The following is an 18,614-nucleotide window of genomic DNA, read 5'->3' as shown; positions in this document are numbered from 1 at the left end:
AAGGGAGGCTTGTTCCGATATGCGTGTATCAAATGTAACAGTTAGAAAACGACTTATTTTTATACTTATATCAGGTATACTTATCTTCACTATTATCGATATTCGTCTTGGATATGTGCAATTTTTTCTTGGGAATATGTTAACGGATCGTGCGAAAGATTCATGGAGTCGTAATATTACTTTTGAACCCGAACGTGGGAAAATTTTAGACCGAAATGGTGTGGAACTTGCCACGAATAAAAGTGCTCCAACTGTCTTTGTTGTACCGAGGCAAATTGAAAAACCAGCAGAGACTGCAGAGAAGTTAGCTGCAGTATTAGGTGTGGAAAAAGATGAGATTTATAAGAGGATTACAAAAAAAGAATCGATTGTAAGGTTAGATAAAGGCGGAAGGAAAATATCACATGACAAAGCGAAAGAGGTACGAGGCTTAAGTTTGAAGGGCGTGTATATCGCAGAGGATTCTATCCGGTACTACCCATTTGGGAATTTTTTATCACATGTATTAGGTTTTGCAGGTAGCGATAACCAAGGTCTTATGGGACTAGAAAAATATTATGATAAGGAGCTAAATGGGGACAAAGGTCATGTGCGTTTTTTTGCAGATGCGAAAGGACAAAGGATGCCTAATGTTGGTGATGATTTCAAAAAACCAGAAGCTGGTTTAAATTTAGGATTAACAATCGATGCGCGTATTACAAGGATTATGGAAAGAGAAATGAATATTGCGGAGTCAACTTATAATCCAGACGGTATGATTGCGATTGCAATGAATCCTAAAAATGGTGAAATTTTAGGTATGTCTAGTCGGCCGAGTTTTGATCCAGCGGATTTTCAAAGTGTCTCTCCAGAAGTGTATAACAGAAATCTACCTGTGTGGAGTACGTATGAGCCTGGTTCAACATTTAAGATCATTACATTAGCTGCAGCATTGAATGAAAATTTAGTAGACTTAGAGAAGGATACGTTTTATGATGATGGAGCAGCTGAAGTCGGTGGAGCTAGATTGAAATGCTGGAAAGCAGGAGGTCATGGCAGTCAAACGTTTTTAGAAGTCGTTCAAAACTCATGTAACCCGGGATTTATTGAACTTGGTGATCGCCTTGGTAAAGACCGATTATTTAAATACATTCGTAATTTTGGTTTTGGGCAGAAGACTGGAATTGACTTGCAAGGTGAAGGCAGTGGGATTTTATTTAATTTAGATAAAGTTGGTCCAGTAGAGCAAGCAACAACTTCATTCGGCCAAGGGGTTTCTGTTACACCAATTCAACAAGTAGCAGCTGTAGCGGCGGCTGTAAATGGTGGAACATTGTATCAGCCGTATATAGCTAAGGAGTTTATTGATCCAAAAAATAATCAAGTTGTTAGTAAAAAGACACCTGTTGAGAAAAGAAAAGTTATTTCCAAGGAAACTTCAGAAAAAGTTCGTTATGCATTAGAGAATGTTGTAGCGAAAGGTTCTGGTAAAGGAGCTTATATTGATGGATATCGTGTAGGTGGAAAAACGGGTACTGCTCAAAAGGTGAAAGATGGTAAATATTTAGAGAATAATTATATTGTATCTTTTATCGGATTTGCTCCAGCGGATGATCCAGAGATTGTTGTGTATGTTGCTGTGGATAATCCAAAAGGGGTTACACAGTTTGGTGGAGTGGTAGCAGCTCCAATTGTCGGGAATATCCTTCGAGATGCTCTTCCTGTTATGGGAGTGAAACCGAGAAAAGAACAAGTTGAGAAAGAATATAAATGGGGCGATACACCAACTGTGGAAGTTCCGAATTTAATTGGAATGAAAAAGAAAGACTTACAAACACAACTCGTCGATTTGCAGCTTGATATAAGTGGAGATGGAGAGAAAGTAATTAAGCAATCACCAGAAGCGGGAGCTAAAGTAAAAGAAGGCTCAAAAATTAGAATTTACTTCGGGAATTAAAGGTAACATAGTACGTTTTATGGTACAATTGGTGGAAGTGAGTTCTTTATAGAACAGTTACTTAATGTGAGACAATAAGTGTCTCATTCATAAATAGGCCAGTAGCACTTACCTCCTTATATAGGAGGTAATGTGTTGCTTACTGAAAAAAAGATAAATAAACAATGTAGAGAGGGTTTAGTGAAATGAAGTTGCATACACTTTTATCATGTTTGCATGATTTTCCAGTTGTTCCAAAAGAAAATCCAGAAATCACATCTATAGAAGCTGATTCACGTAAAGTGAAAGAAGGAAGCTTATTTGTATGTATGAAAGGATATACGGTTGATAGCCATGATTTTGCTAAGCAAGCAGCGGCACAAGGAGCGGCTGCTATTGTTGCGGAAAGACCAATTGATGTTGACGTTCCAGTTGTACTTGTGAAAAATACTTTTCGTTCGTTAGCGGTTTTAGCTGATTATTTTTATGGTCAACCGACACACAAGTTACATTTAATCGGAATTACAGGTACAAATGGAAAGACAACAACATCGCATATTATGGATGAGATTATGCGAGCACATGGTCATAAAACAGGGCTAATTGGGACGATTAATATGAAAATCGGTGATGAAACATTTGAGGTGAAAAATACAACACCAGATGCACTAACACTTCAACAGACGTTTTCAAAAATGGTTGAACAAGGTGTGGACAGCACGGTAATGGAAGTTTCGTCACATGCGTTAGATCTTGGTCGTGTACACGGATGTGATTACGATGTAGCGGTGTTTACGAATTTAACACAAGATCATTTAGATTATCATAAAACGATGGAAGAATATAAACATGCAAAAGGGTTACTATTTGCACAGCTTGGCAATAGTTATAATCATAATCGTGAAAAGTACGCTGTGCTGAATAGCGATGATAATGTAACAGAAGAGTATATGAGAAGTACTGCAGCAACAGTTGTAACATATGGTATTGATACAACAAGTGACATTATGGCAAAAAATATCGTTATGACGAGTGGCGGGACTACATTTACGCTTGTCACACCGTATGAAAGTGTAAATGTTACGATGAAATTAATAGGTAAATTCAATGTATATAACGTACTTGCAGCAACAGCAGCAGGACTTGTTTCGGGTGTGAAATTACAAACAATCATTGCTGTTATAAAAGAACTAGCTGGGGTTCCAGGACGTTTTGAAGTTGTTGATGGCGGACAAAATTATACAGTTATTGTTGATTACGCGCATACGCCGGATAGTTTAGAAAATGTATTAAAAACTGCAAAACAATTTGCAAAAGGTGATGTGTATTGTATCGTTGGTTGTGGCGGCGATAGGGATCGAACAAAGAGACCGATAATGGCAAGTGTTGCAACAAAATATGCAACTCATGCAATTTATACATCAGATAATCCAAGAAGTGAAGATCCAGCGGCTATTTTAGATGATATGGTACAGGGTGCAAGTGGGAATAATTATGAAGTGATTATTGATAGAAAAGAAGCGATACACCATGCGATCGCTAATGTGAAAGCAGATGATATCATTATTATTGCTGGTAAGGGTCATGAAACGTATCAAATTATTGGTAAAGAAGTTCATCATTTTGATGATCGTGAAGTTGCGAAAGAAGCAATTACAGGGCGTTTAAACAACGAAGAGTAACAACGTGAGAGGAGGACTATATGTGCTTGAGCAAGGTTTATTAGTAACGGCTGGGGTAGCATTCTTAATTTCTGTTGCCCTTTCGCCATTGTTTATTCCATTTTTAAGAAAATTAAAGTTCGGACAGAGTATTCGTGATGAGGGACCAAAGTCACATCAAAAAAAATCAGGGACACCGACAATGGGCGGTATTGTCATATATGTATCTATGATGGTCACTTCACTTATTATGGCGATTAAGTTTAATCATTTAGGTGCAGAGGTTTCGTTATTATTATTAGTGACATTTGGTTATGGATTGATTGGATTTTTAGATGACTACATAAAGGTAGTTAAGAAGAGAAATCTTGGTTTAACATCAAAACAAAAATTAGTAGGTCAGCTTGTTATTGCTATTGCGTTCTTTTTAATTGGAAAAGGGCAAGCATTTCACACATATATCATGATTCCAGGTACGGATGTTAAGTTTGAATTAGGTTGGGCGTATTTTGTACTTGTGCTATTTATGCTAATCGGTGGCTCGAATGCGGTTAACTTAACTGATGGTTTAGATGGTTTATTATCAGGAACAGCGGCTATTGCATTTGGAGCATTTAGTATTATTGCAGTAGCGCAAGAACAATTTGGAGTTGCGATATTCTGTATGGCAGTTGTCGGAGCAGTACTGGGATTTTTAGTATTCAACGCGAATCCAGCAAAAGTATTTATGGGGGATACAGGTTCCTTAGCTTTAGGTGGAGCTATCGCAGCTGTAGCAATTTTATTAAAACAAGAATTACTACTTGTAATTATTGGTGGAGTATTCGTAATGGAAACTTTATCTGTTATTATTCAAGTTATTTCGTTTAAAACAACAGGAAAACGTGTCTTTAAAATGAGTCCATTACACCACCATTATGAATTATGTGGTTGGTCAGAATGGCGCGTTGTTGTAACGTTTTGGTCTGTAGGATTTTTATTAGCTGTGTTAGGAATTTATATCGGGGTGTGGATGTAATTGAAAACTGTAACTGAATTTCAAAATAAAAATATTCTTGTATTAGGCATTGCAAAGAGTGGTTATGCAGCAGCTACTTTGTTGCAAAAATTAGGGGCGAATGTCATTGTAAATGACGGAAAGCCTTTAGCAGACAATGTACTTGCTGCAGAATTACAAGCAAAAGGAATGGACGTTGTATGCGGTGGCCATCCTTTAGAATTATTAGAGAGAAATATTTCTCTTGTCGTTAAAAATCCAGGAATCCCGTATTCTAATCCAATATTAGTTGCTGCGAAAGAAAAAGAAATTCCAATTGTTACGGAAGTTGAATTAGCATATCGTATTTCAAAAGCACCATTTGTTGGAATTACAGGGTCTAATGGTAAAACGACGACAACAATGCTGACATTTGAAATGTTAAAAGAAGGGCAAAAGCATCCTGTTATTGCAGGGAATATAGGAACTGTAGCTTGTGAAGTAGCACAGGATGCAAAAGAAAATGAAGTTGTAGTTACAGAGCTTTCATCGTTCCAATTGATGGGAGTAGAATCGTTCCAACCTAAAATTGCAGCGTTCTTAAACTTATTTGAAGCCCACTTAGATTACCATGGGACGAAGAAGGAATATGGTTTAGCAAAAGCAAATGTTTTTAAAAACCAAACAGAAAACGATTATAGTGTAATAAATGCGGATGATGCAGATGTGATGGAGTTATCTGCGGATACTAAAGGTCAAAAAATCCTGTTTTCGACAACGAAAGAAATTGAAGATGGTGCGTGTATAAAAGATAACGCTCTTTATTTCAAAGGTGAAAAAGTTGTTGAAGTAAGTGATATCGTTTTACCTGGTCAACATAATCTAGAAAATATTTTAGCTGCGATGAGTATTGCGAAATTATTAGGTACTTCTAATGAAGCAATTACGGTCGTGTTAAAACGTTTTACTGGTGTAAAACATCGTTTAGAATATGTAACAACGATTAACAACCGTAAGTTTTATAATGATTCAAAAGCAACGAATATGTTAGCGACTGAGAAAGCACTATCTGCGTTTACACAACCGATTGTGTTACTAGCGGGTGGGCTTGATCGCGGAAATGAATTCGATGATTTAATTCCGTATTTCAAAAATGTAAAAGCGATTGTAACATTTGGACAAACAGCTCCCAAACTAGTAAGAGCGGCAGAAAAAGCGGGATTAGATATAATTGAAAGTGTCGATACTTTAGATGAAGCAGTGGTGAAAGCTTATGCTCATTCTAAAGAAGATGATGTTGTTCTTCTTTCTCCAGCGTGTGCAAGCTGGGATCAATTTAAAACATTTGAAGAAAGAGGAGACATTTTTATACAAGCTGTGCATAAACTTATATAAAGTAAATCAAAACATCAGTAGGCTAACACCTACTGATGTTTTGTTACATAGGGCAAAAGGTTCTGCCTAAAGAGGTGGTGTTTGTGGGTAATGAAGAAAACGCCTGATTTTATTCTCATCATCGTAACACTTTCATTGTTGACAATCGGAATGATTATGGTTTATAGTGCGAGTGCAGTTTGGGCCTCTTATAAAATGGGGGACTCATTCTTTTTTGCCAAAAGACAATTACTGTTTGCGGGTCTTGGTGTAGTAGCTATGTTTTTTATTATGAAAATTGATTATTGGGTGTGGCGTACGTATTCAAAAGTAATTTTGCTAGTTTGCTTCATTCTTCTTATTCTCGTTCTTATTCCTGGAGTAGGTCTTGTTCGAGGAGGAGCACGAAGTTGGATTGGGATCGGAGCATTTTCGATTCAACCGTCAGAATTTATGAAGTTTGCGATGATTATTTTCTTGGCAAAGTTTTTAGCGGAACGGCAAAAATTGATTACATCTTTTAAACGTGGTTTATTACCGGCTCTTAGTTTTGTGTTTCTTGCTTTTGGGATGATTATGTTACAGCCAGACCTTGGGACAGGAACGGTAATGGTTGGGACATGTATCATTATGATATTTATTTCGGGAGCGAGGGTCTTTCACTTTGCGATGTTTGGTTTGCTTGGTGTAGCAGGGTTTGTAGGGTTAATCGCATCAGCACCGTATCGAATGAAGCGCATTACATCATATTTAGACCCGTGGGCAGATCCGCTTGGAAGTGGATTTCAAATTATCCAATCATTACTCGCAATTGGACCCGGTGGATTATTTGGACTTGGGCTTGGACAAAGTAGACAAAAATTTCTTTATTTACCTGAACCACAAACTGACTTTATATTTGCAATCTTATCCGAGGAATTAGGTTTTATTGGTGGTTCATTTGTGTTATTATTATTTAGTCTATTATTATGGCGCGGGATTCGTATCGCATTAGGAGCGCCAGATTTATATGGTACGTTTTTAGCAGTAGGTATTGTGGCGATGATTGCGATTCAAGTAATGATTAATGTTGGTGTTGTAACAGGACTGATGCCCGTTACGGGTATTACCTTGCCGTTTTTAAGTTATGGTGGATCAAGTTTGACATTAATGTTAATGGCAGTAGGTGTATTATTAAATATAAGTCGCCATTCTCGCTACTAAACCCTGTTTATAAGACAGGGTTTTTCGTATGTGTGTAAAAATGCAATATGTATATAGAAATAAATATAATGGAAATAAGAAAAGAGAAGCGGAGGAGTTAGTAGTGCGTGTATTAGTGAGTGGTGGGGGTACTGGTGGTCATATTTATCCAGCTCTTGCTTTAATTAGAGAAATAAAAAAGTTAAATCCAGAAGCAAGATTTTTATATATTGGTACGGAAAATGGACTAGAGAGTACAATCGTTCCAAAAGCAGGTATACCATTTCAATCTATTGTTATAAGCGGATTTAAACGAAAAATATCATTAGATAATGTGAAAACAGTAATGCGTTTTCTAAAAGGTGTACAGGATAGTAAACGATATATTCGTCGTTTTAATCCGGATATCGTAATTGGAACGGGTGGATATGTATGTGGACCAGTTGTATACGCTGCAGCCAAATTAGGTATTCCGACTATTGTACATGAACAAAATAGTGTACCAGGTGTAACGAACAAATTTTTAAGTCGTTATGTTGATAAAGTTGCTGTTTGTTTTGAAGCAGCTACAGAGCATTTTCCAGAGTCAAAAGTGGTAATGACAGGTAATCCGCGAGCATCAGAGGTAATGGATCAAAATGGAATGAAAGGGAAACGTTCAGTTGGGCTTTCTCTTCCTAAAAAGTCTGTACTTATATTTGGTGGAAGTCGTGGGGCTAGACCGATTAACGATGCCTTCGTTGAAGCAATTGAACAGTTTGGGAACAAAAGCTACGAAATACTATATGTAACAGGTGAAGTACATTATGACAAAGTGATGGAAGCCGTGAAGCAAAAAGGGAACCCGAACAATGTTATTATTAAGCCGTTCATTCATAATATGCCAGAGGTACTAACTGGTGTAGACCTTGTTGTTTCAAGGGCTGGGGCAACAACACTTGCAGAATTAACAGCGTTAGGAAAACCAAGTGTGTTAATACCGAGTCCGTACGTAACAAATAATCATCAGGAAAAGAATGCACGTTCAGTTGTTGATAAAGGAGCGGCAAAAATGTTACTTGAAAAAGATTTAACAGCTGAAACACTTATTCGTGATATTGATGAGATTTTATTGGATGCACAAACATTACAAAATATGAAGCTAGCTGCTAAGAAACTAGGTATTCCAGATGCAGCAAATAAGCTGTATGAAGTAATGAATAAGCTTGTAAAAAAATAAAGTGAGGCTTTAATCAGTGGGGAGTGATTCTCTCTCGTTGATTATTACCTTTCACTAATCGGATGTTTACTGGCATCCCGATACCGCCTAACTTCTTTGTTACCGCCGAATTTTGATTTAGGAGCTGTAATGCCCGTAAATAGAGGGATAACGTTAGGTGAACGCCCTGCATATTATTGTCATAAGGAGACTTAATATGGGGGAGATTGTCTATGGAACAATTAGTAAATGAGCTTATAGAAGCAGACGTTGGTCGTGTTTTAGTTAACGAGTCGTTAGCGCGTTATACAACTATGAAAATAGGTGGACCAGCGGATATTTTAATTGTGCCTAAGCATGTAGCTGGTATTGAAAAAACATTACAGTTAGTAAAGCAATACAAAACGAAGTGGACTGTAATTGGGCGCGGTTCAAACCTTCTTGTATCTGATCGAGGCATAGAAGGTGTTGTTATTCGTTTAGGAGAAGGATTAGATCACTTAGAGGTCGAAAAACATAAGGTAAGAGTTGGTAGTGGATATTCTCTTATTAAATTGTCAACTTTACTTAGTCGTCAAGGGTTAGCTGGATTGGAGTTTGCAAGCGGCATTCCAGGAAGTGTCGGTGGTGCAGTATATATGAATGCAGGTGCACATAAATCGGATATATCGAGTGTATTATCGAAGGCTCTCATTCTGTTTGAAGACGGTACAATTGACTGGTTAACGAATAAAGAACTGGAGTTTTCTTATCGGGCATCTGTATTGCAAACGAAACGGCCTGGTATTGTTTTAGAGGCGGAGTTTCAATTACAGGCGGGAAAACGTGAAGAAATTGTACGTAGCATGCAAAATAATAAAGATTACCGCCGTGAAACGCAACCATGGAATCACCCGTGTGCAGGAAGTATATTTCGGAATCCAATCCCACATTTTGCAGGCGATTTAGTAGAAAAAGCAGGGCTTCGTGGTTATAGGATTGGTGGAGCTCAAATTTCTCAAATGCATGGCAATTTTATTGTTAATACCGGGGGAGCTTCAGCGCAAGATGTATTGTCCTTAATTGAATTAATAAAACATACAATTAAGGATAAATTTGATGTAGATATGCACACAGAAGTAGAAATCATTGGAAGATAACGGTTATTCGTTCCGCTCATTATCATTTATGTTATAATAAGAAGATAAGAACGGCATGAGGAACATGCCGTTCTTTATGTTACATAGGGGGATCGTACATGAATAATAGTAAAGTGATTAAACTACAAGATCGTGTACCAAAATTGAAAAATCAAAAGAAAAAAAACAAAAAAAATGTTAATCATCGATTGATTTTATACATATCAATTTTATTTTTATTAGTGCTCTTTTTAATTTATTTTCGGTCTCCGCTTAGTAATATAAAAAAGATTAGTGTGTTTGGAAATCATTATATGACGGATGAGCAAGTAATGAAGGATTCAGGCGTGACATATGATACAAGTTATTTCCGAGTGACAGCACATAAAGCTGAAGAAAACTTAACGAAGCGAAAAGAAATTAAAGCAGTAAATGTAAAAAAACGTTTTCCAAACAAGATTGATGTTCATATTGAAGAATATTTAACGATTGGTTATATAAATAAAGAGGGAAAATTACAACCGTTATTAGAGAATGGAAAAACACTTGATGTACTACCTAATGGAAAACTTCCTGTTGCAGCACCGATTTTCGAACCTTTTAAAGAAGAGAAAATGAAGGAGTTAATCGCTGAACTAGAAAAATTAACACCAGCTATTTTAAAATCTATTTCGGAGATTCGCTATTCTCCAACGAATGCGAATGAAGATCATCTTACTTTATATATGAATGAAGGTTATGAAGTGAGCACTACGATTCAAAATTTCGCAAAACGTATGGAAGCCTATCCGCTTATTTTAAAAACAATTGAGCCAGGTAAGAAGGTATTAATTGATTTAGAAGTAGGTGCATATACGAAAGAATTAGGTGCGGAAGAAAAAAAAGAATAGAATGGTAGTTTTCGTTGCTTATAGCAGAAAAAACAAAACAAACGTTCTATTATATGCATACGAATTTAGAAGAATGGTTCATTTGATGAAAAATATGTAAAAATTCTTAGATTCATACTAGTATTGGTACAAGTTTCACTTTTCTATGAGTACATCTTAGTGTAGACTTATACTTGGCGGTAAACTTTACACTCGAAATAGAATTATTTCAAGATAAGCAGTTATTCATAGTTTACTGCGATATTCTTAATTGAATGCTAAATAAAAATAAGAAAAATATAGGGTTAAAAAAGGGAAACGTATAAAGACGTTGAATATTTTTCTTATAAATAGTAAAGTTGCGATTGTTGTTCCATATATTGAGTTGTATGGTATAAATAAAGAAGGAGGTGCCAAAGAATGAACAGCAATGAAATATATGTTAGTCTTGACATCGGTACATCCAATGTTAAAGTCATCATTGGTGAAATGGTTAATGACAGCTTAAACATTATTGGTGTTGGAAATGTAAAATCAAATGGTTTAAAGAAGGGATCGATAGTTGATATAGACGAGACTGTTCGATCAATTAAAAAAGCAATTGAACAAGCTGAGCGTATGGTGGGAATCCATATTGAGCAAGTTGTAGTAGGTGTCAATGCAAACCAGGTACAGCTACTTCCTTGTCACGGAGTAGTCGCTGTTTCAAATGAAGATCGTGAAATCGGGAATGAAGATGTCTTACGCGTTCTAGATGCAGCACAAGTTGTGTCAATTGCTCCAGAACGTGAGTTTATTGATGTGGTACCTCGACAGTTCATCGTAGACGGTCTTGACGAGATTAACGATCCACGCGGGATGATCGGTGTAAGATTAGAAATGGAAGGTACACTTATTACAGGCTCGAGAACTTTACTACATAACCTACTTCGTTGTGTAGAAAAAGCAGGTCTTGAAATTGTTGATATTTGTCTTCAACCTTTAGCGGCTGCAACAGTTGCTATATCTTCAGATGAAAAAAATAGAGGAGTAGCCCTTGTTGATATGGGGGGAGGATCTACAACTTTATCTATTTTTAAAGACGGAGAGTTACAAGCGACGAGCGTATTACCATTAGGTGGAGACCATATAACGAAGGATATTGCAATTGGGTTGAAAACTTCAACAGAAAATGCAGATCAAATTAAGTTGAAATATGGACATGCTTTTTATGATACAGCATCTGAAGAAGAGATGTTTACGGTTCCTATTATGGGAAGTGATCAAACAGAACAATATTCTCAGTTGGAATTATCGGATATAATAGAGGCTCGTGTAGAGGAAATTTTAATGTTTGTTCAAGATGAAGTGCGTAAGTTAGGAGTAAAGCAAGTGGCTTCTGGTTATGTACTAACTGGCGGAATTGCTTCTATGCCAGGTGTTCTTGATCTTGCATATGATATTTTACATGAAAATGTTCGTGTAGCAACTCCTGATTATATTGGTGTGCGTGAGCCCCAATATACAAGCGGAGTTGGATTAATTAAACATTCTTATCAAAAAGCTAAATTACGTGGGAAAAATGTGCAGGAAAAGCAAGAGCATTTTGAAACAGTACCAGCACCAGCACCAACGCCGGTACAACAGCAACCTGCGAAACAAAAAACTCGTAATCAAAACAATAATAATCAAAATGATGACCGTATGATGTCAAAAGTAAAACGTGTATTCCGTTATTTATGGGATTAAAATTGGACACGAAAAATGAGGTTCTAGGGGGATTTCGACATGTTAGAGTTTGATACTACTCAAGATCAATTAGCGAATATAAAAGTTATCGGTGTCGGCGGTGGCGGAAACAATGCTGTAAACCGTATGATTGAACACGGTGTACAAGGTGTAGACTTTATCGCTGTGAACACTGATGCACAAGCATTAAATCTATCAAAAGCTGAAACAAAAATGCAAATTGGTGGAAAATTAACGCGTGGACTTGGTGCAGGCGCAAACCCTGAAGTAGGGAAAAAAGCTGCAGAAGAAAGTAAAGAACAGATCCAAGAAGCACTTCGTGGTGCGGATATGGTCTTCGTAACTGCTGGTATGGGCGGTGGAACTGGAACTGGTGCAGCTCCAGTTGTTGCTCAAGTTGCAAAAGAATTAGGTGCTTTAACAGTTGGTGTTGTAACACGTCCATTTACTTTTGAAGGACGTAAACGTGCAACGCAAGCAGCATCTGGTATTGCAGCATTTAAAGAAAATGTAGATACTCTTATTGTAATTCCAAACGATCGCTTATTAGAGATCGTTGATAAAAATACGCCAATGTTAGAAGCATTCCGTGAAGCTGATAACGTATTACGTCAAGGTGTTCAAGGTATTTCGGATTTAATTGCAACGCCAGGTTTAATTAATTTAGACTTTGCAGACGTAAAGACAATTATGTCTAATAGAGGTTCTGCTTTAATGGGTATTGGTTCTGGTAACGGGGAAAATCGTGCTGCAGAAGCTGCGAAAAAAGCGATTTCTAGTCCATTACTAGAAACATCTATTGATGGAGCTCAAGGTGTTATCATGAATATTACGGGTGGCGCTAACTTAAGCTTATATGAAGTACAAGAAGCGGCAGATATCGTAGCCTCAGCTTCAGATCCAGAAGTAAATATGATCTTCGGTTCTGTTATTAACGAAGGATTAAAAGATGATATCGTTGTAACTGTAATTGCAACTGGTTTTGATGATAGCATTGCAACTCAACCACCAAAACCAATTATTCGTCCGAATGCGAACCACACGCAACAACAGCAACAACCAGTAGCTCAACCTTCAAAACAACGTGAAGTAAAACGTGAAATGAAGCGTGAAGAGCCAGTTGTACATGAACGTCATTCAGATTCAGATGATATCGATATTCCAGCATTTTTACGTAACCGTCGTAGACGATAAAAAAAGGAGCTTTCATGCTCCTTTTTTGTTTTTTAAATGGAAAAGACCTGCTAAGCAGGTCTTTTTTTATTTCGTATATTTCAATATATTTTGTTGGTGAAAATAAGAGTATATCATTCTATGAATTTGTACTTTTATTCTTTACCGACAGATTATGTCTAGAAATCACAAAATAACAAAAAAACACCTCCGCAAATTGACACACTTTCCTATTGGATATGCATTATACTAGTCTCAACTTGAAAAAAGAGGTGAATTGTTTGGTTGTTTACGCCGACGTTGTTTGGTTGTTAAACGCCTGCATTGATTTTCTTTTGCTTTTATTAACAGCTACCGTGTTAAAAAAGAAAATCAAAAGATGGAGGCTTGTGTTAGGGGCATTTATAGGTTCAACTATTGTTATTTTTGCCTTTACTCCTTTTGCTTCTATGATGACACATCCAATTATGAAACTACTGTACTCGTTACTTATTGTGTATACAGCATTTGGGTTTACAACATTTAGAAATTATGCACAGACTGTTTTTACTTTTTACTTTGTAACCTTTATGGTTGGCGGAGGATTAATTGGAACTCATTTCTTTTTGCAAACGAATGAAATGGTAAATGGATTGGTTCAATCTCAGTCAATTTCTTACGGCGATCCAATTAGTTGGTTATTTGTTATTTTTGGCTTTCCGGTAATTTATTATTTTTCTAAAAAGCGTATTGAAAGCGTAGAGGTCACGAAAATACACTATGACCAAATTGTGAAAGTAAAAATTCAATTGGCCGAAGAAGAACTAGAACTGGCAGGTCTTATTGACAGTGGGAACCAACTTTACGATCCATTAACAAAAACACCCGTTATGATTATGCATGTTTCATCATTAGAACATTGCTTACCATCTTGGTTAACAGAACAAATTTATTCCAAAACAGAAATTCCTCAAATACCAGAAAATGATTCTGGTTGGGCGACAAAATTACGTTTAATTCCTTTCCGTGCAGTAGGAGTAGAAAGTCAATTTTTGTGGGCAATTAAGCCTGACAGTGTGCAAGTTGATCATGAAGGTAGTTCTATTGTTGTAAACAAAGTATTAATTGGATTAAATACACAACAACTGTCTACAAATGGGGAGTATCAATGTATTGTGCATCCAAAAATGTTGATTTCACAAAAAATGGTGATCGCTTAATAATGAGAGGCGGGATAATATGATGAAATTAAAATTTTATTTAGTATACCTTTGGTATAAAGTATTGCTGAAATTAGGAATTAAGACCGATGAAATTTATTATATTGGTGGAAGTGAAGCGTTGCCACCACCGTTAACGAAAGAAGAAGAGGAAGTTCTTTTGAATAAATTGCCAAAGGGAGATCAGGCAGCAAGGTCATTACTTATTGAACGTAACTTAAGGCTCGTTGTATATATAGCAAGAAAGTTTGAAAATACAGGGATAAATATTGAAGATTTGATTAGTATAGGAACAATCGGCCTTATTAAAGCGGTAAATACATTTAATCCAGAAAAGAAAATAAAATTAGCAACATATGCATCGCGTTGTATAGAAAATGAAATTTTAATGCATTTACGTCGAAATAACAAAAATCGTTCAGAAGTTTCTTTTGATGAACCGTTAAACATTGATTGGGATGGGAATGAACTGTTGTTGTCTGACGTGTTAGGTACAGATGATGATATTATTACAAAAGATTTAGAAGCTACTGTAGATCGTCACCTTTTAATGAAAGCATTACACCAATTAAATGATCGTGAAAAACAAATTATGGAACTTCGGTTTGGTCTTGCCGGAGGAGAGGAAAAGACGCAAAAAGATGTGGCGGATATGCTTGGGATTTCACAGTCATACATTTCGCGTTTAGAAAAAAGAATTATAAAAAGATTACGAAAAGAATTTAATAAAATGGTGTGAAGAATAAGACCAGCCGTTATGTAGGCTGGTCTTATTCTATTTAGTTGTATTAGGAAAGATAATTTAAATAAAAAATCGTGAAAAAACCATATGCATAAAATCCCCTTCAAAGGAAATACTTTACACTGTACAGCAACTCCCGATAGGAGGGAACACTTTGACGAGAAACAAAGTAGAAATTTGCGGTGTTGATACAGCTAAACTTCCAGTATTAAAAAATGAAGAGATGCGTAAATTATTTCGTGAAATGCAAAGTGGAGAGATAAGCGCAAGAGAAAAATTAGTGAATGGAAACTTACGTCTTGTACTGAGCGTCATCCAAAGATTTAATAACAGAGGAGAATATGTTGACGATTTATTTCAAGTTGGTTGCATTGGACTTATGAAATCAATTGATAATTTTGATTTAGGCCAAAATGTAAAATTTTCAACGTATGCTGTGCCGATGATTATTGGGGAAATACGCAGATATTTGCGTGATAATAATCCAATTCGCGTATCGCGCTCATTGCGAGATATTGCGTATAAAGCTTTGCAAGTAAGAGAAAAGTTGATTGCAGAAAATTCAAAAGAACCAACAGCAATGGATATTGCAAAAGTGCTAGAAGTAACTCATGAAGAGATAGTATTTGCTTTAGATGCGATTCAAGACCCAGTTTCATTATTTGAACCGATTTATAATGATGGAGGAGATCCTATCTTTGTTATGGATCAGTTAAGTGATGAAAAACAAAAGGACGAGCAGTGGGTTGAAGAATTAGCATTAAAAGAAGGAATGAAGCGTTTAAATGATCGAGAGAAAATGATTATTAGAAAACGTTTCTTCCAAGGAAAGACACAGATGGAAGTTGCAGAAGAAATTGGGATTTCCCAAGCGCAAGTATCACGTTTAGAGAAGTCAGCCATTAAACAAATGAATAAAACGATTCAAGGATAAGGTCTCACCAATTATGGTGAGACCTTTTTATATGTAATATGGTTTGTGCTCATAGTAGGGGATTAGTGTTCATATAATGAAACTAGCATGGTGTTTCGTATAGGTGGCTTCCTGTAAATATGAGAAACAGTTTCCAATTCGTCATATAAGGGAGAGGATAAAAATGGTGATACGAATTTCAGAGTTACAGATGAAGGATGTTATAAATATTTCAGATGGAAAAAGGATTGGGAATATTGGAGATATTGAAATTGATATGAACACAGGGAAAATTTGTTCTGTTATTATTTCCAAACAGACACGTATGCTAGGTATTTTTGGAAAAGATGTTGAGATTGTAATTCCTTGGAAGGAAATTGTGAAAATTGGGGAAGATGTCATACTTGTAAGAGTAAATCCTGTTAATTCTGTAACAGAATCAATACAAACACCGACAATTTCATAAAGAATATTACAAATTCCTCTTTTTTTTCTGTTAGGATTATGAAAAAATAAAAGTATGGTAAAATAGACAGGAAGTACCATGCTTTTTTCTGTTATTTTAATTAAAAGGAGCCGCTTTATTATGAGAGAACCATTTAAATATGTGGACGGTATACTGTATTTACAAGCGTGGAAAGAACTTGGAAACATTACTGCTGGATTTACGACAAAAGATGGTGGGATAAGTACGGGCTCCTTTCATGCGATGAATTTAGGATTACATGTGAATGATATCGTGGAGAACGTTCATGAAAACAGACGCATTTTAGCAAATAAGTTACAAAAACCATTAGAAAACTGGATTTGCTCTGAACAAGTTCATGCTCATCATGTTGAAAAAGTAGGGCAACAGGAAAAAGGAAGTGGCGTCTATTCATATGAGGACGGCATTTCAAAAACAGATGGCATTTATACGAGTAATGAAGATGTTCTGTTAACGTCTTGTTACGCGGATTGTGTTCCGCTCTATTTTTATGCACCATCACATGGTATGATAGGACTTGCGCATGCTGGATGGAAAGGCACTGTACAAGAGATTGCAAAGGAAATGATTCAAAAGTGGAATGCAGAAGGTATTTCAAGTGATGAAATTCATGTTGCAATTGGGCCGTCGATCGGATCTTGTTGTTATGTTGTGGATGATCGTGTATTAACAGCAGCACAGGAAGTAGTTAGCGGTGCTGTTCCTCATCAAAAAATTTCTGACGGGCAGTACGCAATTAATTTAAAAGAAATTAATCGTATATTATGTGTACAAGCAGGCATAAAAGAAGAGCATATTGTAATGTCATCTCTTTGTACAAGCTGTGAAGAGCAACTATTTTTCTCTCATCGTCGTGATCAAGGTAAGACAGGAAGAATGTTGAGTTTCATAGGTTTTAAGGAGGAAGGAAGCAAGTGACAGTACAAGAAAATTTAGTGATTGTAAACGAAGCTATTAAAGAATCTTGCGCTCGAGCTGGACGTTCGTTGCAAGATATTAAACTTGTTGCAGTGACAAAAACTGTAGGGATTGAAAAAACAAACGAAGTAATTGAAGCTGGAATTATCGATTTAGGTGAAAATAGAAATGAAGGTTTCTTACAGAAATACGAGCATTTCGGTTCAAAAGTTAATTGGCACTTTATTGGCTCATTACAAACGAGAAAAGTAAAAGAAATCATTAATGAAATTGATTATTTACATTCGTTAGATCGTCTTTCCCTGGCGAAAGAAATTCAGAAACGTGCTGATAAGAAAGTGAAATGCTTTATTCAAGTGAAAACCTCATCCGAAGAATCGAAGCAAGGATTGGCAATAGAAGAGGTTGTTTCTTTTATTCAAAGTTTGCAAAAATTCGATAAAATTGAAGTGGTCGGACTAATGACGATGGCTCCATTTACAGAAGAAGAGGAAGAAATCAGACGCTGTTTTAAGGAATTACGTATGCTACAAACAGAGGTGCAGGAGCTAGAGTTATTACATGCGCCATGTAAAGAATTATCAATGGGAATGTCCAACGATTACACGATTGCAATTGAAGAAGGGGCTACATATATTCGTTTGGGAACGATTTTAGTAGGAAAAGCGTAAAAGGAAGGAGAATCTTATTATGAGTTGGTCAAAAGTAAAATACTTCTTTTTTGATACACCGGAAGAAAAAGAAGCAGCTCAATATGGTTATGAAAAGGAGCAAACAGACATGAAAAAGCAGCAAGATCCACCAGAACAACAAGATGTTACGTTTCCGAAAGCGCAACCGAAGCAAAATGTTGTGAGTATTGAAACAGCAAAACAATCTTCAAAAGTTGTTTTATTAGAACCACGCACATATTCGGAAGCGCAAGGGATTGCGGACCACCTAAAAGGTAGACGAGCTGTTGTAATTAATTTGCAGAGAATGTCTACTGATCAAGCGGTACGTATCGTTGACTTTTTAAGTGGTACTGTATACGCTATAGGCGGGGACATTCAAAAAATAGGACCGAAAACATTTATGTGTACACCTGAAAATGTTGATATTGTTGGTGCAATTTCAGAGTTATTCGGTGAAGAAGAAGAAACAAATATAAAGAGGTGGTAA

17 protein-coding genes are annotated in these 18,614 nt (G+C 36.4%); all 17 read left to right on the top strand.

Features of this window, described 5'->3' with window-relative positions; translation table 11 throughout:
* Positions 1-19 precede the first annotated feature (19 nt).
* A complete protein-coding gene (locus tag DOS87_RS21795) occupies positions 20-1,936 on the top strand; it encodes a stage V sporulation protein D (protein WP_001266235.1) in 1,917 nt (638 codons plus the stop codon).
* 185 nt (positions 1,937-2,121) lie between these two features.
* Complete coding sequence (gene murE, locus DOS87_RS21790; RefSeq protein WP_000766291.1) at positions 2,122-3,597, top strand: UDP-N-acetylmuramoyl-L-alanyl-D-glutamate--2,6-diaminopimelate ligase; 1,476 nt, start codon at positions 2,122-2,124, stop codon at positions 3,595-3,597.
* 22 nt (positions 3,598-3,619) lie between these two features.
* Positions 3,620-4,594 (top strand): phospho-N-acetylmuramoyl-pentapeptide-transferase, encoded by a 975-nt coding sequence (gene mraY / locus DOS87_RS21785; RefSeq protein ID WP_000893058.1) that lies wholly within the window; start codon positions 3,620-3,622, stop codon positions 4,592-4,594.
* On the top strand, positions 4,595-5,947 hold the full coding sequence (gene murD / locus DOS87_RS21780; RefSeq protein ID WP_000860096.1) for a UDP-N-acetylmuramoyl-L-alanine--D-glutamate ligase: 1,353 nt from the start codon (positions 4,595-4,597) through the stop codon (positions 5,945-5,947).
* Between the two features lie 90 nt (positions 5,948-6,037).
* Positions 6,038-7,129 carry a stage V sporulation protein E gene (spoVE, locus tag DOS87_RS21775; RefSeq protein WP_000753521.1) on the top strand — a complete coding sequence of 364 codons (1,092 nt, stop codon included), beginning with the start codon at positions 6,038-6,040 and terminating at the stop codon, positions 7,127-7,129.
* Positions 7,130-7,232: 103 nt separating this feature from the next.
* Positions 7,233-8,327 carry an undecaprenyldiphospho-muramoylpentapeptide beta-N-acetylglucosaminyltransferase gene (gene murG / locus DOS87_RS21770; protein ID WP_014894899.1) on the top strand — a complete coding sequence of 365 codons (1,095 nt, stop codon included), beginning with the start codon at positions 7,233-7,235 and terminating at the stop codon, positions 8,325-8,327.
* A gap of 212 nt (positions 8,328-8,539) precedes the next feature.
* Positions 8,540-9,445 carry a UDP-N-acetylmuramate dehydrogenase gene (gene murB / locus DOS87_RS21765; RefSeq protein ID WP_000437031.1) on the top strand — a complete coding sequence of 302 codons (906 nt, stop codon included), beginning with the start codon at positions 8,540-8,542 and terminating at the stop codon, positions 9,443-9,445.
* Positions 9,446-9,543: 98 nt separating this feature from the next.
* Complete coding sequence (divIB, locus tag DOS87_RS21760) at positions 9,544-10,314, top strand: cell division protein DivIB (RefSeq protein WP_001065791.1); 771 nt, start codon at positions 9,544-9,546, stop codon at positions 10,312-10,314.
* Between the two features lie 399 nt (positions 10,315-10,713).
* Positions 10,714-12,021 (top strand): cell division protein FtsA, encoded by a 1,308-nt coding sequence (gene ftsA / locus DOS87_RS21755; protein WP_001087559.1) that lies wholly within the window; start codon positions 10,714-10,716, stop codon positions 12,019-12,021.
* A gap of 39 nt (positions 12,022-12,060) precedes the next feature.
* The gene (ftsZ, locus tag DOS87_RS21750) at positions 12,061-13,215 is read left to right on the top strand and encodes a cell division protein FtsZ (protein WP_000888984.1); all 1,155 of its coding nucleotides are present in this window, start codon (positions 12,061-12,063) and stop codon (positions 13,213-13,215) included.
* Positions 13,216-13,475: 260 nt separating this feature from the next.
* Positions 13,476-14,393: a sigma-E processing peptidase SpoIIGA gene (gene spoIIGA, locus DOS87_RS21745; RefSeq protein WP_000261975.1), complete on the top strand. Its 918-nt coding sequence runs from the start codon at positions 13,476-13,478 to the stop codon at positions 14,391-14,393.
* A gap of 19 nt (positions 14,394-14,412) precedes the next feature.
* Positions 14,413-15,132: an RNA polymerase sporulation sigma factor SigE gene (sigE, locus tag DOS87_RS21740; protein WP_000976948.1), complete on the top strand. Its 720-nt coding sequence runs from the start codon at positions 14,413-14,415 to the stop codon at positions 15,130-15,132.
* 157 nt (positions 15,133-15,289) lie between these two features.
* A complete protein-coding gene (gene sigG, locus DOS87_RS21735) occupies positions 15,290-16,069 on the top strand; it encodes an RNA polymerase sporulation sigma factor SigG (RefSeq protein ID WP_000197755.1) in 780 nt (259 codons plus the stop codon).
* Between the two features lie 163 nt (positions 16,070-16,232).
* Positions 16,233-16,514, top strand: a complete 282-nt coding sequence (locus DOS87_RS21730; protein ID WP_000236745.1) for a YlmC/YmxH family sporulation protein — start codon at positions 16,233-16,235, stop codon at positions 16,512-16,514.
* Positions 16,515-16,634: 120 nt separating this feature from the next.
* Positions 16,635-17,453 carry a peptidoglycan editing factor PgeF gene (gene pgeF / locus DOS87_RS21725; RefSeq protein WP_001209008.1) on the top strand — a complete coding sequence of 273 codons (819 nt, stop codon included), beginning with the start codon at positions 16,635-16,637 and terminating at the stop codon, positions 17,451-17,453.
* Positions 17,450-18,124, top strand: a complete 675-nt coding sequence (locus DOS87_RS21720) for a YggS family pyridoxal phosphate-dependent enzyme (RefSeq protein WP_098577800.1) — start codon at positions 17,450-17,452, stop codon at positions 18,122-18,124. The genes pgeF and DOS87_RS21720 overlap by 4 nt, the downstream gene beginning before the upstream one ends.
* A gap of 19 nt (positions 18,125-18,143) precedes the next feature.
* Complete coding sequence (locus DOS87_RS21715; protein ID WP_000119129.1) at positions 18,144-18,614, top strand: cell division protein SepF; 471 nt, start codon at positions 18,144-18,146, stop codon at positions 18,612-18,614.

Origin of the sequence: Bacillus sp. CR71 (assembly GCF_003429245.1) — a bacterium.
GTDB lineage: Bacteria > Bacillota > Bacilli > Bacillales > Bacillaceae_G > Bacillus_A > Bacillus_A thuringiensis_S.
The sequence above is the reverse complement of the archived record's forward strand: the minus strand, read 5'-3'. Positions and strand labels throughout refer to the sequence as shown.

What these genes read in the sequence shown, in the direction of transcription:
- DOS87_RS21795 (WP_001266235.1), top strand. Translation starts at nt 20, where the DNA reads ATGCGTGTATCAAATGTAACAGTTAGAAAACGACTTATTTTTATACTT.
- murE (WP_000766291.1), top strand. Translation starts at nt 2,122, where the DNA reads ATGAAGTTGCATACACTTTTATCATGTTTGCATGATTTTCCAGTTGTT.
- spoVE (WP_000753521.1), top strand. Translation starts at nt 6,038, where the DNA reads ATGAAGAAAACGCCTGATTTTATTCTCATCATCGTAACACTTTCATTG.
- murB (WP_000437031.1), top strand. Translation starts at nt 8,540, where the DNA reads ATGGAACAATTAGTAAATGAGCTTATAGAAGCAGACGTTGGTCGTGTT.
- divIB (WP_001065791.1), top strand. Translation starts at nt 9,544, where the DNA reads ATGAATAATAGTAAAGTGATTAAACTACAAGATCGTGTACCAAAATTG.
- ftsA (WP_001087559.1), top strand. Translation starts at nt 10,714, where the DNA reads ATGAACAGCAATGAAATATATGTTAGTCTTGACATCGGTACATCCAAT.
- ftsZ (WP_000888984.1), top strand. Translation starts at nt 12,061, where the DNA reads ATGTTAGAGTTTGATACTACTCAAGATCAATTAGCGAATATAAAAGTT.
- sigE (WP_000976948.1), top strand. Translation starts at nt 14,413, where the DNA reads ATGATGAAATTAAAATTTTATTTAGTATACCTTTGGTATAAAGTATTG.
- DOS87_RS21730 (WP_000236745.1), top strand. Translation starts at nt 16,233, where the DNA reads ATGGTGATACGAATTTCAGAGTTACAGATGAAGGATGTTATAAATATT.
- pgeF (WP_001209008.1), top strand. Translation starts at nt 16,635, where the DNA reads ATGAGAGAACCATTTAAATATGTGGACGGTATACTGTATTTACAAGCG.
- DOS87_RS21715 (WP_000119129.1), top strand. Translation starts at nt 18,144, where the DNA reads ATGAGTTGGTCAAAAGTAAAATACTTCTTTTTTGATACACCGGAAGAA.